This window comes from Neobacillus sp. OS1-2 (assembly GCF_030915505.1).
Taxonomy (GTDB): Bacteria; Bacillota; Bacilli; order Bacillales; family Cytobacillaceae; genus Neobacillus.
Map to the genome: position 1 here is coordinate 1,711,174 of NZ_CP133265.1, position 14,533 is coordinate 1,725,706.

General features: G+C 45.2%; 15 protein-coding genes. 1 reads left to right on the forward strand and 14 read right to left on the reverse strand.

All coding sequences use genetic code 11. The features are described from left to right. Positions 1-205: 205 nt before the first annotated feature. The 14 genes from RCG19_RS08395 to RCG19_RS08460 all read right to left on the reverse strand — a co-directional run bounded on the left by RCG19_RS08395 (position 206) and on the right by RCG19_RS08460 (position 13,640). Complete coding sequence (locus RCG19_RS08395) at positions 206-1,249, reverse strand: L-threonylcarbamoyladenylate synthase (protein WP_308110488.1); 1,044 nt, start codon at positions 1,247-1,249, stop codon at positions 206-208. 185 nt (positions 1,250-1,434) lie between these two features. Next, positions 1,435-1,887 (reverse strand): GNAT family N-acetyltransferase, encoded by a 453-nt coding sequence (locus RCG19_RS08400; RefSeq protein WP_308110489.1) that lies wholly within the window; start codon positions 1,885-1,887, stop codon positions 1,435-1,437. A 196-nt stretch (positions 1,888-2,083) separates the two neighbouring features. Further along, the gene (gene spoIIR, locus RCG19_RS08405) at positions 2,084-2,983 is read right to left on the reverse strand and encodes a stage II sporulation protein R (protein WP_374049588.1); all 900 of its coding nucleotides are present in this window, start codon (positions 2,981-2,983) and stop codon (positions 2,084-2,086) included. 115 nt (positions 2,984-3,098) lie between these two features. After that, entirely contained in the window at positions 3,099-4,028 is a 930-nt protein-coding gene (gene prmC, locus RCG19_RS08410; RefSeq protein WP_308110490.1) for a peptide chain release factor N(5)-glutamine methyltransferase, read from the reverse strand. After that, the gene (prfA, locus tag RCG19_RS08415) at positions 4,021-5,094 is read right to left on the reverse strand and encodes a peptide chain release factor 1 (protein WP_308110491.1); all 1,074 of its coding nucleotides are present in this window, start codon (positions 5,092-5,094) and stop codon (positions 4,021-4,023) included. Before prfA ends, prmC begins: the two co-directional genes overlap by 8 nt. A gap of 167 nt (positions 5,095-5,261) precedes the next feature. Continuing rightward, positions 5,262-5,780 (reverse strand): hypothetical protein, encoded by a 519-nt coding sequence (locus RCG19_RS08420; RefSeq protein ID WP_308110492.1) that lies wholly within the window; start codon positions 5,778-5,780, stop codon positions 5,262-5,264. A gap of 264 nt (positions 5,781-6,044) precedes the next feature. Beyond that, on the reverse strand, positions 6,045-6,641 hold the full coding sequence (locus RCG19_RS08425; protein WP_308110493.1) for a thymidine kinase: 597 nt from the start codon (positions 6,639-6,641) through the stop codon (positions 6,045-6,047). Between the two features lie 109 nt (positions 6,642-6,750). Next, complete coding sequence (gene rpmE, locus RCG19_RS08430) at positions 6,751-6,966, reverse strand: 50S ribosomal protein L31 (RefSeq protein WP_166240179.1); 216 nt, start codon at positions 6,964-6,966, stop codon at positions 6,751-6,753. Between the two features lie 195 nt (positions 6,967-7,161). After that, a complete protein-coding gene (gene rho / locus RCG19_RS08435) occupies positions 7,162-8,424 on the reverse strand; it encodes a transcription termination factor Rho (protein ID WP_308110494.1) in 1,263 nt (420 codons plus the stop codon). 343 nt (positions 8,425-8,767) lie between these two features. Continuing rightward, the gene (gene glpX / locus RCG19_RS08440) at positions 8,768-9,730 is read right to left on the reverse strand and encodes a class II fructose-bisphosphatase (protein ID WP_308110496.1); all 963 of its coding nucleotides are present in this window, start codon (positions 9,728-9,730) and stop codon (positions 8,768-8,770) included. 112 nt (positions 9,731-9,842) lie between these two features. Next, positions 9,843-11,129, reverse strand: coding sequence for a UDP-N-acetylglucosamine 1-carboxyvinyltransferase (locus tag RCG19_RS08445; RefSeq protein ID WP_308110497.1), 1,287 nt, complete (start codon positions 11,127-11,129; stop codon positions 9,843-9,845). 259 nt (positions 11,130-11,388) lie between these two features. Further along, positions 11,389-12,057 (reverse strand): fructose-6-phosphate aldolase, encoded by a 669-nt coding sequence (gene fsa / locus RCG19_RS08450; protein WP_308110498.1) that lies wholly within the window; start codon positions 12,055-12,057, stop codon positions 11,389-11,391. Positions 12,058-12,156: 99 nt separating this feature from the next. After that, complete coding sequence (locus RCG19_RS08455; protein ID WP_166240189.1) at positions 12,157-13,011, reverse strand: class II fructose-bisphosphate aldolase; 855 nt, start codon at positions 13,009-13,011, stop codon at positions 12,157-12,159. A 257-nt stretch (positions 13,012-13,268) separates the two neighbouring features. Continuing rightward, positions 13,269-13,640, reverse strand: coding sequence for a response regulator (locus tag RCG19_RS08460; protein ID WP_166240191.1), 372 nt, complete (start codon positions 13,638-13,640; stop codon positions 13,269-13,271). 184 nt (positions 13,641-13,824) lie between these two features. On the opposite strand from RCG19_RS08460, the gene RCG19_RS08465 reads away from it, so the two are divergent. Next, on the forward strand, positions 13,825-14,358 hold the full coding sequence (locus RCG19_RS08465) for a DUF2529 domain-containing protein (protein ID WP_308110499.1): 534 nt from the start codon (positions 13,825-13,827) through the stop codon (positions 14,356-14,358). The last annotated feature ends 175 nt before the right edge of the window (positions 14,359-14,533 follow it).

The window sequence follows — 14,533 nt, forward strand, 5'->3', positions numbered from 1 at the left end:
CAACCCCGCCCCCTTGGACTAACTAACCTAAGCATATGCACGTCCAATCTGATTTAGAAGTCACATAGGCTAAACGGAATACCATGAAAAATCGCGCCTTCTACGGTTAATCACCTTACTATGGTAGAGAAAGTAAAAATGGTGCCTGTCACCGTTAATCATTTATCTACAGTAGATAGCTGAAAAAGGGTGTCAGGCACCATTGTTATTGCGTTATGAGTTTGTTTCCTGCCGCTTTTTGCAGGCGGTTCATGATGGCGGATCCGACGCCGGTATCGGGGAACATCTCGCTGAAGATGATATCGACGTTTTCCTGATTAAACCTTCGTAACGTGTCGTAAAGGGCAGCGGCAACCGTCTCAAGCTCCGTGCGACGACCACACGCCAGTACAAGATCAGCCTTATACCCGGACACATTCTCTTCCGTCGTCAGCACCCCGACTTTGAGTCCTTCCGCCCGCTTTTCTTCTATTAAACCTTGGAGATACTCCACACTCCCTGACACCATAAAGAGCGGAGCATTTGGTGCGTAATGGCGGTATTTCATCCCCGGGGCTTTTGGTCGGGCATTTTCGTCCGTTAACGCAGCATCCACACTAACTTCTCCGACCACAGCCTCTAGCTGTTCTTTTGTCACGCCGCCAGGTCTTAAGATGACCGGAATCGCTCCCGTGCAATCCACAACGGTGGATTCCACACCAACCCCTGTTGCGCCCCCGTCAACCACACCAGCAATTTTGCCCTCCAAATCGTCCAGCACATGAGCGGCTGTCGTAGGGCTGGGTTTCCCCGAGCTATTCGCACTCGGCGCCGCAATCGGCAATCCACAGGTTTTCAACAGCGCCAGTGCCACCGGATGATCTGGCATTCGCACCGCCACCGTTGCAAGTCCTGCTGTCGCCTTTTCCGACAGGACGCCTTCCTTCCTTTTAAAAATAATCGTCAGCGGACCCGGCCAAAATGCGTCCATTAATATTTCAGCCACCACAGGAATGTCAGTGACAAATCTAGTAAGCTGCTTCCGTTCTGCAATGTGAATAATTAACGGATTATCCCCAGGACGTCCCTTTGCCGTAAAAATCTTCGCCACCGCCACGTCACTTTCGGCATTGCCGCCAAGACCGTAAACCGTCTCTGTCGGCAATGCGACCACTTCATTTTTTCGTAATGCGTCCGCTGCATCCACAACTTGTGGATTACTTTCAAGATTATCCACATACTTATCCACTTTCCACACTCTTGTGTTCATAGTTATCCACCTTTATCCTACATGAATCTTTTATCGAAATTTGGCGAATTTAGACTGAAAGACCCATACTTTTTCACTGAGTACGTTTGAAAGTATAAAAGATGGTGGGGATAAAAACAAGTTTTATCCACAAATTGTGCATAAGATCAGTGAAAAAGTGGATAACTTTGTGGATATACCCACAACTAGAGGGAAAATTTTAAAAATAACGAGTTATCCACATTAAAAACGTGTCGAATATGCTCTGAGTGGTAAAAGTCCGCGGGTAATTCCTCCTGCTCCAGGTCCAACTGCTGGAAGCCCATCAATTCGAAGAACGGTAGTGCCACACTTTTATTGGTGGCTAAATATAAATGTTCCATCCCTTTTTCTTTTGCCAATTGCACCATTTGATCAAACAGCAAGAAGATCTCCTTATCAGCCTGTCCAGGAGAAACGACCAGGGAACGCAAGAGCCCATTTTCCGCAAATGCCTCCATGCCAAGCGATCCCCTTAATGTACCGTCTTCATTCTCTAGCAGCAGAAAATAGTCAACCGTTTCATCATTTAGTCCATCTGTCCCAAGGTTTGCCCGTGATAGAAACTCTCGTAAACTGCCCAAATCCTGTTTATTCGCCTTACGAATCATTGCCTGCATCCCATCCACCTCTTTTTAAGATTCTACTCTATTACTATGAAAACCTAGAAGAAATAGAACAGGGTGATCCAGGAATCTAGTAAAACTTTTTCAAAAAGAAAAACGCTAGGGCGCTGGAGCTGGACATTTCTCAAAGTTGAAATTTATACTTTCTTATCTGTAAAGAAAAACCAGCCCCCCAAAAAGGAACTGGTTGTTAATTAAACATTTTCTCCCACATCTCAGCCACAAAAAATTTCACCTTCACCGGCTCTTCATCTTCGGCCGTATACACGGGAGCCGTCTTTTTTGTATGCTTTTTTGACTTTTTCACTTCCTTGTCTTTCCCTCCTGCTTTCTGCTTGTCATTGTCCAAGCTGTTATCAACCTCTACCACCTTTTTATCAGGAGTAGACGCTACTTCCTTTTCTTCCCCCTTCTCCTGCTCTATATCTTCTTTCACAGGCTCCATTTCCTTCTTCTCTGGTTTTACGCTCTCATTAACAGGAACTACAACCTTTTCCTTTTCTTTTTCCTTTTGCTCAGGGGCTGCCTGCTCACGTACCGTCTCCGCCTTCGCCACCTGCTTTTCCTCTTCAAACCCGTCACTCACCGCCACTCCATTTGAAAAGTCAAGAAAGCATAATGGCGGATAAAGAACGCACCACCAGTTCGCGCCTTCCCCGCTCCCCAATGTAATCAAAATCGCTTGATACTCGCCTGCCGGATATAAAAACTGGCCATATAATTTCGTCGGAAACTGTACTTTACCGAACTCAACCTTCACCGATTGATCCGAGCCCTGTTCGTGCACGACTTTTTCCGCAATGGCCTGAATCTCAGGAAGTCTCGAGGTCATGAGCTTTTTCGCTTCCTGCATCGAGGTTAAATCCTGCACCCAAAGGGTAATTTGCGCATTCACCGCATCACGCACTTTCCGTTTAATCGCTTGATCTTTTTCAAAGTCACTATTTGCAAGAATCCTCAAGCGAATCGCTTCCCCTGGAATCACGATCGACTCCTTCGCCGCCGCTTCCGTCTTCGGCATATATAAACTCAACATTGTTCCCAATGATAAAACCACTAAATATCCCCAAACTATCAATTTGCTTCTCATGCTCCAGCACCGTCCCTTCGCTATCAACATTGTGGACAAAATGCCAGAATCCTAAACTAGTAAATTTTAATATTTTTGCAAAAGGCGGCACCACTACAAAAAAGCCTCGGGATTCTTACACCCCGAAGCCAATCTCCGCAAACACCATGCGATCCTTGCCATTAATATCATTCACGACTTCTACCTTTACATTCGTAAATTCCTTTTGAAAAAGCTCCGCTACCGCTTTACCCTGACCGGCCCCGATTTCAAAACATACCAGCGCGCACGGTGCGAGTACTTGCGGCAGCTCCACCATGAATCGGCGGTAAAAATCCAGTCCATCCTCGCCCGCAAACAAAGCTCGATGCGGCTCATGCTCTGTCACCACCTCGGACATCGTCGTTTGATCTCCAACCGGAATATACGGCGGATTGGAAATGACCACATCGAACGCCCCGCCAATAAACGGCGTTAATAAATCACCCTGAACAAATTCCACCTCAGCCTGAAGACGGCGGGCATTTTCCCGCGCCACCTCTAAAGATTCTGCAGCAATATCAGAGGCAAACACCGTCAATGTGTTGGTGCCTGACACCCTTTCTACTGCCCTCATAGTGGTATTGGTGTCAGGCACCGATCTTGATTCCCATTCGAGTTTTAAACTGATGGCAATGGCGCCGCTGCCTGTGCCGATGTCGACGAGCCTGATTTCCCGGTCGCAGCCAGTGAAAATCCGCTCCATCCTTCTTAAAGCCCCGTAAACAAGTTCTTCTGTTTCCGGCCTCGGAATTAGCACCTCTTCATTAACCATAAACGTCCGGCCGTAAAACTCCTCCGAGCCGATGAGATATTGTACGGGTACGCCATTTCCGTGCTCCCTTACAGCCTGCTCAAAATCAGCCCAAACCGCGGGCGGTAACTCCTCACGCATCTCAGAAAACAGCTGCGCCCTCGACCATCCAGTAAAATGCCGTAGCAACAACTCCCCCGCATTCTCTTCCCGATTCGCTTCCAATAAAAAAGAAGAAGCCCATTTCAGAGCTTCGAATACTTTTTTACTCATTTGATGCCTCTTCAAGTCTTCTCGCCTGGTCATCCATCACCAATGCATCAATGATTTCATCCAGCTTGCCTTCGATGATTTGGTCTAGTTTTTGAATGGTTAGGCCAATGCGGTGATCCGTCACCCGATTTTGCGGGAAGTTGTACGTGCGAATCCGTTCAGATCGGTCACCGGTACCGACTGCTGATTTACGAACCTGATCATATTCGGCCTGCGCTTCCTGCTGGAACTTGTCATACACACGCGCACGCAATACCTTCATCGCCTTATCCCTGTTTTTATGCTGGGATTTTTCATCCTGAATCGATACCATAATACCTGTTGGAAGGTGTGTCAAACGAACGGCCGACATCGTCGTATTAACGGATTGCCCGCCTGCACCGCTTGAAGCAAACGTATCAAAACGGATATCTTTATCATGAATCTCATATTCAAATTCTTCCGCTTCCGGTAAACAAACAACTGTAGCTGTCGAGGTATGAATCCGCCCGCCAGATTCCGTTTCCGGAACACGCTGCACCCGGTGTGCCCCGTTCTCAAATTTCAATTTTGAGTAGGCACCGGCACCATTAATCATAAAACTAATTTCCTTGTAGCCGCCAAGACCGGTAGGGCTCGCATCGATCAAATCTGTCTTCCAGCCCTGTGCTTCCGCATAGCGGCTGTACATCCGATAAAGGGAACCAGCAAATAAAGCCGCCTCATCACCGCCGGCCGCACCGCGGATTTCAAAGATAACGTTCTTATCATCATTCGGATCCTTTGGAACGAGAAGAATTTTCATCTTTTCTTCCAACTCTGCAATTTGAGCCTCTAGATCATGAACCTCTTCTTTGACCATTTCGCGCATTTCTGCATCTAACTTTTCATCGAGCATTGCCCTTGCATCTTGGTGCTGCTCCTTCGCCTCTTTATATTGGCGATACGTTTGCACTGTTTCTTGTATATCAAATTGTTCTTTTGAAAATTCACGAAGTTTTTTTGAATCATTAATAATTTCGGGATCGCTCAAAAGTTCGTTTAACCTTTCGTAGCGATCCTCCACTGATTGTAGACGATCAAACACAGTCATTCACCTCAAGTTTTAGTCCATAACATTCTAATTATAGTATAGGTGAAAACCAGCGTCAAAACCAAATTGCAGGAGAAATTTTTTATGGGAGATATTGGAGGGCTTATTTTTGGAAAAGATCCCGCAGCCATAGAAAAACATGCTCTAAAAATCAGAGCATGTTATCTGCGGTCTTCCTTCACGCGCACTTCAATATTGTATCTTGGCAAGGCATGGATCAGTTTCTTATGGAGGCGTGCTTCGGCGGCAACTTTCCCTTGGTCAGAAAGCATGCCCTTCTTATAAACAGACACCCACATCCGGTCACCATTGATCCAAACAGAATCCGTGACATATTCCTTCGTGTCAGCTATCACTTGCTTGGCCTTGTTGATATCCGTGCCATGATTCCCGGCACTGGCTTCACTTCCGCTTCCCGTATGCTTCAGATCAAGGAAGTTCGGATTTTGGTTGGTGATATCATCTTCGACTAAATGCTGTTCGTTCTTACCTCGATTGCGATTAGACACATTTTCTGGTATATCCTGGTCATCCCCGCGATTGGACATGTAATTAGGAGCTGTGCGGTCGGAACGCAGGTCGTAGGCTTCCTCATCCGCACTGCGATTATTATTTTGACATCCACTAGCGGTTAGGACGGAGAGCGAGATGAGCGAGAGAAACATCCACTTTTTCAGCATATTACACCCCCTATCACTATCATGCCCGCCAGGAGGCCAAGCTTGCCGAGAGAAATATTTCCATGACTCTCGCGACTAGGAGGGGAGGAGGAATTCCGCTGAGTTTTGAGGTATTTCCGTCAACCCCCATTCCAACACAAAAAAACTGCCCCAGAGAACCAACTCCAAGACAGTGTTTACATTATTAACGGTGTCAGGCACCATAAACTGCTTTTGCACAGTGTTTATACCATTATTGGTGTCAGGCACCATTAACAACGTACACTATCGTACGGTGACGGGTGCGGTTTTTGGGACTTCGTGGTGATGGCGACAGCGGGGCTCGTAGGCCTCCGATGCTCCGACTAGTATGACCGGGTCATGATAGGATGCGGGACGACCGTCAATTAACCGCTGGGTCCTGCTTGATGGTGATCCACAAACCGTGCAAACTGCCTGCAGCTTCGTCACCGATTCCGCAATCGCCATCAATTTCGGCATCTGCCCAAACGGCTCCCCGCGGAAATCCATATCGAGGCCGGCACAAACCACACGATGACCGCTATCGGCCAACTGTTGAACCACCCGGACAATCCCCTCATCAAAAAACTGAACTTCATCAATCGCAATAATATCCATATCCGCCTCAACATGATGAAGAATCTCGATTGAATGGGAAATGGGCCTCGCATGAAAGGAAGATCCATTATGGGAAACTACAGACTGCTCACTGTAGCGATTATCAATTTTCGGCTTAAAAACAGCTATTTTTTGTTTCGCAAATTGTGCTCGTCTGACGCGGCGAATCAATTCTTCCGATTTTCCAGAAAACATACTGCCGCAGATAACCTCAACCCATCCGCTTTGCTTCATTAAGTACATAAAACGGTGTCTCCTTCCTAGCAAACCCTTATAGATCTATAATAAAATTTTTAAATTTAGTAAATAAAAAACAGGCAAGCGACTTACTTCTTGCCTGTACGTTTCACGATTATTGTTGCTGTGGAGTCTTAATGCCGTATTTTTTGTTGAAACGGTCAACACGTCCGCCAGCTTCAGCGAATTTTTGACGACCAGTATAGAATGGATGACATTCTGAACAAGTTTCAACACGGATTTCATTTTTAACTGAACCAGTTTCAAAAGTATTTCCGCAAGCACAAGTCACCTGTACCATTTTATAATTTGGATGAATTCCTGCTTTCATTCTTTTCATCTCCTTCCGCCCTGAATCATTCGAAACAGAGTTATGGTAAATGCTTGTCAAAAAGACAAGCATCAATATACTTAAAACACACTGCAATCATTATAACAAGGTCAACTTATTTTGGCAAGTTGGGATTTGCTGGTTTCTTTTTGAAAAAGAAACCAACCCTGCTTGTCCTAGGAGAAGTAATTTTTACTAGCGCCTAGATTTTAACTCTTCCCCAAGTTGAGCGAAAAATTCTTCATTCGACTTCGTTTGACGTAATTTTTTCAAGAAACGCTCGGCAAAGTCTGGTGAGTCTGACATTGACTTCCGAATGGCCCATAATTTATCCAAATGATCCTTTGGAACCAATAATTCTTCCTTACGTGTACCAGAACGGCGAATATCAAGCGCTGGGAAGATCCGGCGCTCAGCAAGCTGACGGTCAAGATGCAGCTCCATATTACCTGTCCCTTTAAATTCTTCATAAATAACATCGTCCATCCGCGAACCGGTATCGACCAATGCCGTTGCGAGGATCGTCAAGCTGCCGCCCTCTTCAATATTACGAGCCGCCCCGAAGAAACGCTTCGGACGGTGGAACGCCGCCGGGTCAATCCCCCCGGAAAGTGTCCGGCCGCTTGGCGGAATCACAAGGTTATAGGCCCGCGCAAGACGTGTAATGCTGTCCATTAAAATAACCACATCGCGTTTGTGTTCGACAAGGCGCATGGCCCGGTCAAGCACAAGCTCGGCCACTTTAATATGGTTTTCAGGCACTTCATCAAAAGTCGAGCTGACAACATCACCTGCAACGGAACGTTCAATGTCAGTAACCTCTTCCGGACGTTCATCGATTAACAACACGATCAACTCAACATCAGGATGGTTTGTCGTGATGCTGTTGGCGATTTCTTTTAGCAACATCGTTTTACCCGCTTTTGGCGGCGCCACAATTAATCCCCTTTGTCCAAAACCGACCGGTGTGATGACATCCATGATCCTTGTTGAAAGATGCTTTTGCGTTGTCTCAAGAGTGATCTTCCGATTTGGATATAAAGCGGTTAACGCAGGGAAATAGACACGCTCTTTCGCCGATTCCGGATCTTCTCCGTTTACCGCCTCCACGTGCAACAAGCCGTAATAGCGCTCATTTTCCTTTGGCGGACGAACCTTACCAGAGACCTTGTCCCCATTCCGAAGATCGAAACGACGGATTTGCGACGCTGAGATATAAATATCCTCGGAACTTGGCGAATAATTAATCGGGCGCAAGAATCCGAAACCTTCCGATTGGATGATTTCAAGGACACCTTCCATGAAGAAATACCCCTGCTGTTCAGCACGGGATTTTAAAATCGCAAAAATTAATTCTTTTTTTGTTAATTTGCTGTAATAAGTCACCTTATATTCGCGTGCAAGCTCATAAAGTTCCTTCAGCTTCATATTTTCTAAACTAGATATTGTTAAGTCCATTTGTGCACCACACTTTAAAATTTTTCCATCAAACCGCTTATTTTTTAGACAGCGGGAGATTGTAAGTAAAATAAAAATTAAGAGTTAGAGGAATTGAATGGGAAGTAGATAAAGAAATGAATAGAATGGCAGAAATTATGCACACTAAAAACAATTACTATTTTACCCTCTGTACGAAAAATTAATCAACTACATTTATATATTTTTTAAGTTGGAAATTTTTCCTATAATGGAATTGGTGCCTGACACCCTTTGCACTATCTCCGTGCAGTTATTGGTGTCAGGCACCATTTGTCCAGCTCCAGGCCATACGCCGCTGAACAGGGCACTTCCGCTTTTCGTGTTATTTAATAACTAGGTTTGGTTTTTTCTTGAGGCTGTGGCGTCCTTCGATGAAGCGGACGGTGCCTGATTTGGCGCGCATGACGACGGAGTGCGTGGAGCCGTATGAGCCTTTGAATTGCACGCCGCGTAATAGTTCACCGTCTGTGACACCTGTTGCAGCAAAAATCGCGTCATCGCCTTTAACTAGGTCCTCCATACGTAATACACGGTTCACATCCAAGCCCATTTTGATGCAGCGCTCAAGCTCCGCATCACTTTGCGGCAATAATTTCCCCAGTATTTCACCGCCAAGACATTTAAGTGCTACTGCCGAAAGGACTCCCTCCGGTGCACCGCCAGAGCCGAACAGGATATCGACACCGGTGTTATCGAAAGCGGTATTGATGGCGCCGGCTACATCGCCGTCATTGATCAATTTAATCCGCGCTCCGGCATCACGAAGCTGGGCAATGATATGTTCATGACGCGGACGATTCAAGACCGTTGCCACCACATCCTGAATATCCTTGTTTTTCGCCTTCGCCACAGCTTTCAGGTTGTCCAAAACAGAAGCATTAATATCAACGCAGCCAACGGCTTCAGGGCCAACAGCAATTTTTTCCATGTACATATCCGGTGCATGCAGCAAATTACCATGGTCGGCAACAGCAAGAACGGCTAAGGCATTCCAGCCGCCCGATGCTAAAATATTCGTTCCTTCTAACGGGTCAACGGCAACATCCACACGCGGGCCGTAGCCTGTACCAAGTTTTTCCCCGATATAGAGCATTGGTGCCTCGTCCATTTCCCCTTCACCAATGACAACCGTTCCTTTCATTGGAACTGTATCAAATACATCACGCATCGCTGATGTTGCAGCACCATCGGCCTCATCCTTCAGCCCACGGCCCATCCAGCGGGCACAAGCAAGAGCAGCTCCTTCTGTAACACGAACAAGTTCCATCGTTAAACTTCTTTCCATCAGTTCCATCTCCCATTTCCTCTTTTGTCTATCTGCGCAGAGTCAATTAAAGCTTACGTGTTTGCTAGGTGTTTCTACACTTGAAAGAACTATCTTCACAATCGGCCACACCTTACGTGTTTTTAAGGTGTTCTAGCTCTTCCTTTGTTAAGGCTTCCCGCCAAGCCGTGGCACCAAGGCCGTTTAATTTTTCAACGAGATTACTATAGCCGCGGTCGATATGCTCAAGCCCTGTGACTTCGGTAACACCCTCGGCCATCAGCCCGGCAATAACTAGCGCCGCCCCTGCTCTTAGGTCGCTTGCTTTCACTTTAGCGCCCTGAAGCTGAATCGGGCCATTAATGATAGCGGAACGTCCTTCCACCTTAATATTCGCATTCATTCTTCTCAGTTCATCAATATGTTTAAAACGGGCACCATAAATCGTATCGGTGACAACGCTTGAACCTGTGGCTTTTGTTAAAAGGGTCGTAAATGGCTGCTGCAAATCTGTTGGGAATCCTGGATACACCAGCGTTTTAATATCAACCGCTTTCAATTTAGCCGAACCGTCAACAAATACCTGGTCATCACCAGATTCAACGCGTACACCCATCTCACGGAGTTTGGCAATCAACGATTCTAAATGCTGCGGGATAACATTATCGATCAATACCCCTTCACCCACAGCGGCCCCTAAAATCATATACGTCCCCGCTTCAATCCGGTCCGGAATAATCGTGTGGCGGCAGCCGTGCAGTGTATCCACACCATCAATCCGAATAACGTCCGTTCCAGCGCCTTTAATTTTTGCTCCCATATTGGTTAACAATGTGGCAACATCGATAATTTCGGGCTCTTTCGCGGCATTTTCAATGACGGTACGGCCTTTGGCCCGTACGGCCGCAAGCATGATATTAATCGTTGCCCCAACGCTGACAACATCAAGGTAAATGCGGGCACCGCGCAGTTCATCCGCACGTAAATAAATCGCGCCCTGCTCATTCGTGATTTGGGCCCCAAGTGCCTCAAACCCCTTTATATGCTGATCAATCGGCCTTGGCCCCAGATGGCAGCCACCCGGAAGACCGATAACAGCCTTTTTAAAACGACCAAGCATGGCACCCATTAAATAATAAGAGGCACGCAGCTTTTTCACTTTACCGTTTGGCAGCGGCATGGAAATCATCTCAGAAGGGTCGACTGTCATTTCCTCATCTGTCATTTCCACTTTCCCGCCAATTTCCTCAAGCAGGTCTTTCAAGATTTCGACATCTGAAATATGTGGTAAACCTTCGATTGTTACTGGTGATTCTGCTAAAATAGTCGCTGGAATTAAGGCAACAGCACTATTCTTTGCTCCACTGATGCGAACCGTCCCCTTTAACGGATATCCGCCCGCAATTTTAAGTTTTTCCATCTTCGACTCCCTTCTAAGCCTATGTAAGTCATGACCGTATGCTGGAATGGGGGGCCTTTTTAACGGGAAAGCACCTATTTTTAACTGCGCTTTTACCTTTTAAAAAAGACCCCGAGTCCCAAACTTGGCTTCAGGTATATTTTTCCAACAATAAAAGTCAAATTCCGACAGCTTGTCTATTCTTTAGTTTACACGAAAATTCTATTTTCATGTATCGAAATTAAAAAAATTTACATCGAAATGGAAAAACCGTGGAAACTTACGCGTTTGTGTGAGTATTCCAATCCTTAAGAAAGCCTTCCATTCCTTTGTCGGTCAATGGATGCTTCGTTAACTGTTCAATGACTTTGTAAGGAATTGTGGCAATATGGGCACCAGCCATCGCTACACGCGTTACATGGTCCGGATGACGAACAGATGCCGCAATGATTTGCGCATCCAAGTGATGAATACGGAATAATTCTGCAATCTTCGCTACTAATAGGACACCATCTTCCGAAATATCATCAAGACGGCCTAAGAATGGAGAAACATAGCTTGCACCTGCGCGAGCTGCCAAAAGCGCCTGGTTCACAGTGAAGATCAATGTCACGTTGACTTTAACGCCTTTTTTGGCAAGGTAACGAGTCGTCTCTAAGCCAGCCACTGTCATAGGAACCTTGATGGTAACTTTTTCATCACCGCCATTAATTTTGATCAGTTCATCTGCTTCTGCCATCATTTGTTCCGCTGTTTCCGCATATGGAGAAACCTCTGCAGATACTGATTCTACTTCAGGGACAGCTTGTAAAATTTCCTCGATTCGATCTTCAAATTTCACGCCTTCTTTAGCAACTAACGAAGGATTTGTTGTCACGCCGGATAAAACACCCATTTTATAAGCCTTTTTAATATCCACTAAGTTTGCAGTATCAATAAAAAATTTCATCGTTTTCCCTCCAAATTTCGACTAGATTTTCAGTTTTCCATTTACACACTGAAACCGCCCTCTTGCCAAGGGCGGTTATCAATAAAAAAAGTCTTTTGGTTACGCTCTGTTTGATGAACCGAATTCGCGCATTTTGCCGATAACTGTTGCTTTGATGGCGTCGCGAGCTGGGCCTAAGTATTTACGTGGATCATATTCGTTTGGTTTTGCTGCTAATGTTTCACGCACTGCTTTTGCAGAAGCAATTTGGTTTTCTGTATTTACGTTGATTTTAGCTGTTCCAAGTGAAACAGATTTTTGGATATCCTTTGTTGGGATTCCAGTACCGCCATGAAGAACTAATGGCATATCAGTAAGCTTGCCAATTTCCTCCATTTCAGCAAAACCAAGTTTTGGTTCGCCTTTGTAAGGACCGTGAACAGAACCTAATGCAGGTGCAAGGCAGTCAATGCCTGTGCGCTTCACTAGTTCAACACACTCATTAGCATCTGCATAGATGATGCTTCCAGAAACATCGTCTTCTTGCCCGCCGACAGTTCCCAATTCTGCTTCAACAGAAACACCTTTTGAATGCGCATATTCCACTACTTTAGAAGTAATTTCAATGTTTTCTTCAAATGGGTGATGAGAAGCATCAATCATAACAGATGTGAAGCCGGCATCAATCGCCTCTTTACATTTGTCAAAGCTTGAACCGTGGTCAAGGTGAATTGCCACTGGAACAGTAATTTTATAATCTTCAAGTAAGCCTTCAACCATTTTTACAACCGTTTTAAATCCGCCGATATAACGGCCTGCCCCTTCAGAAACACCAAGAATTACTGGTGAATTTTCTTCTTGAGCCGCTTGAAGAATTGCTTGTGTAAATTCTAAGTTATTAATGTTAAATTGCCCAACAGCGTAGCCTTCCGCCTTCGCTTTATTAAGCATGTCTTTCATGGATACTAAAGGCATTTCTCTTCCTCCTTAAATTAGGTTGCTCTCATTTCGAAACAGGGTCTTCCCTAACAGGTTTTCCCTCTGAATTGACGATTATGTATAAATCGAAATGAATGTCAGCCTGTAAAAGTTCATATGTATCATAACAAATCAACGGAGGAAATACCATAAATCCAACCCAGTTTTTTAAACTGTCATAATGAAAGCGCACCCATTGGTCAACACATCTTTTTTCAAAAAAAACTACCTAGAAAAAGGCAAACTTCCCCTATTTAATTCGCCTTTTGGGGGATATGTTTGCGCACGGCCGCTCTGATATCATCAATATCAAAAGGTTTGGCGAAATGGGTAATCGCGCCAAGGTCTTTGGCTTCCTGAATCATATCCAATTCACCATAGGCAGTCATGATAATGACACGAATATCCTGATCAATGACTTTCATTCGTTTTAAAATTTCAATTCCGTCCATTCCCGGTATTTTCATATCGAGCAGCACAAGATCGGGATTATGCTTTGTCACAATATCCAGTGCCTGAACTCCATTTGCTGCTTGAAAAGTTTGATATCCTTCTTTTTGGAACACCTCATTTAGCAAAATACGAATGCCAAATTGATCGTCGACAATTAAAATCTTTTCCTTCATTAACTCCACCTCTTCCTTTTGATTTTTAAATGGATGAATTTCTATCACTTGTAATAATTCTACTTTGTGTGGGAACTTTCCTGCCTGTTTTTCTTCCACAATAGTGTTATTTTGTGGAAATTGGCTTTTATTTTTGTCTTTTTGTGAAAAAGCTTATAATAAGGTGGTGAGAAGGAGGGTTTTTATGTTAAAAATGTTTACTACCCAATTAACAGGAATTTTCAAAAAAATAGATGAAAAAGAGGAATTTTCATTCGAGGATGGGGCACGTTTGCTTGCTCAAGCTCCTGTCGGGGACGGAGCTATCTATCTTTTTGGCGCAAAGGAAATGAAAGCGGTCGAATATGAGGCGCTGGAAGGCGCTGAGCCCTTTACGGGAGCGAAGCCGTTGTCTGCGACGAGTGTAGAGCAACTTACCGACGCTGATCGTGTCGTGATTTTCACGCGGACTTCCGCTGATGTGGAAGCTGTTGCACTGGGAAAACTGCTCCGCGAAAAGGAGATTCCCTTTGTAGCGGTTTCGACCGTGATGGATCCCGAAGCTGAAGGCAATTTGGCGGAACTAGCCGATGTCCATATTGATTTGCGGCTAACCAAAGGCATACTTCCCGACGAGATGGGAAATCGCTATGGGTATCCTTCCGGGATGGCGGCATTGTTCGTTTATTATGGCTTAAAATTTACGATTGATGAGATGTTGGCGGAATATGGGGAGTAAAGGCGGTCCTTTTTGGGTCGCTTTTTTTAAAAAAAGACCAGTCCCCTAAACGGAGAACTGGCCATAACGCACGTATTTATTTATAGATAAGAAATTTCGACTTTGAGAATTGTCTAGCTTCAGCGCCCTAGCGGCTAGTGTCCTTCGCTCTCCGCCCTACGATAAGTCAACATCG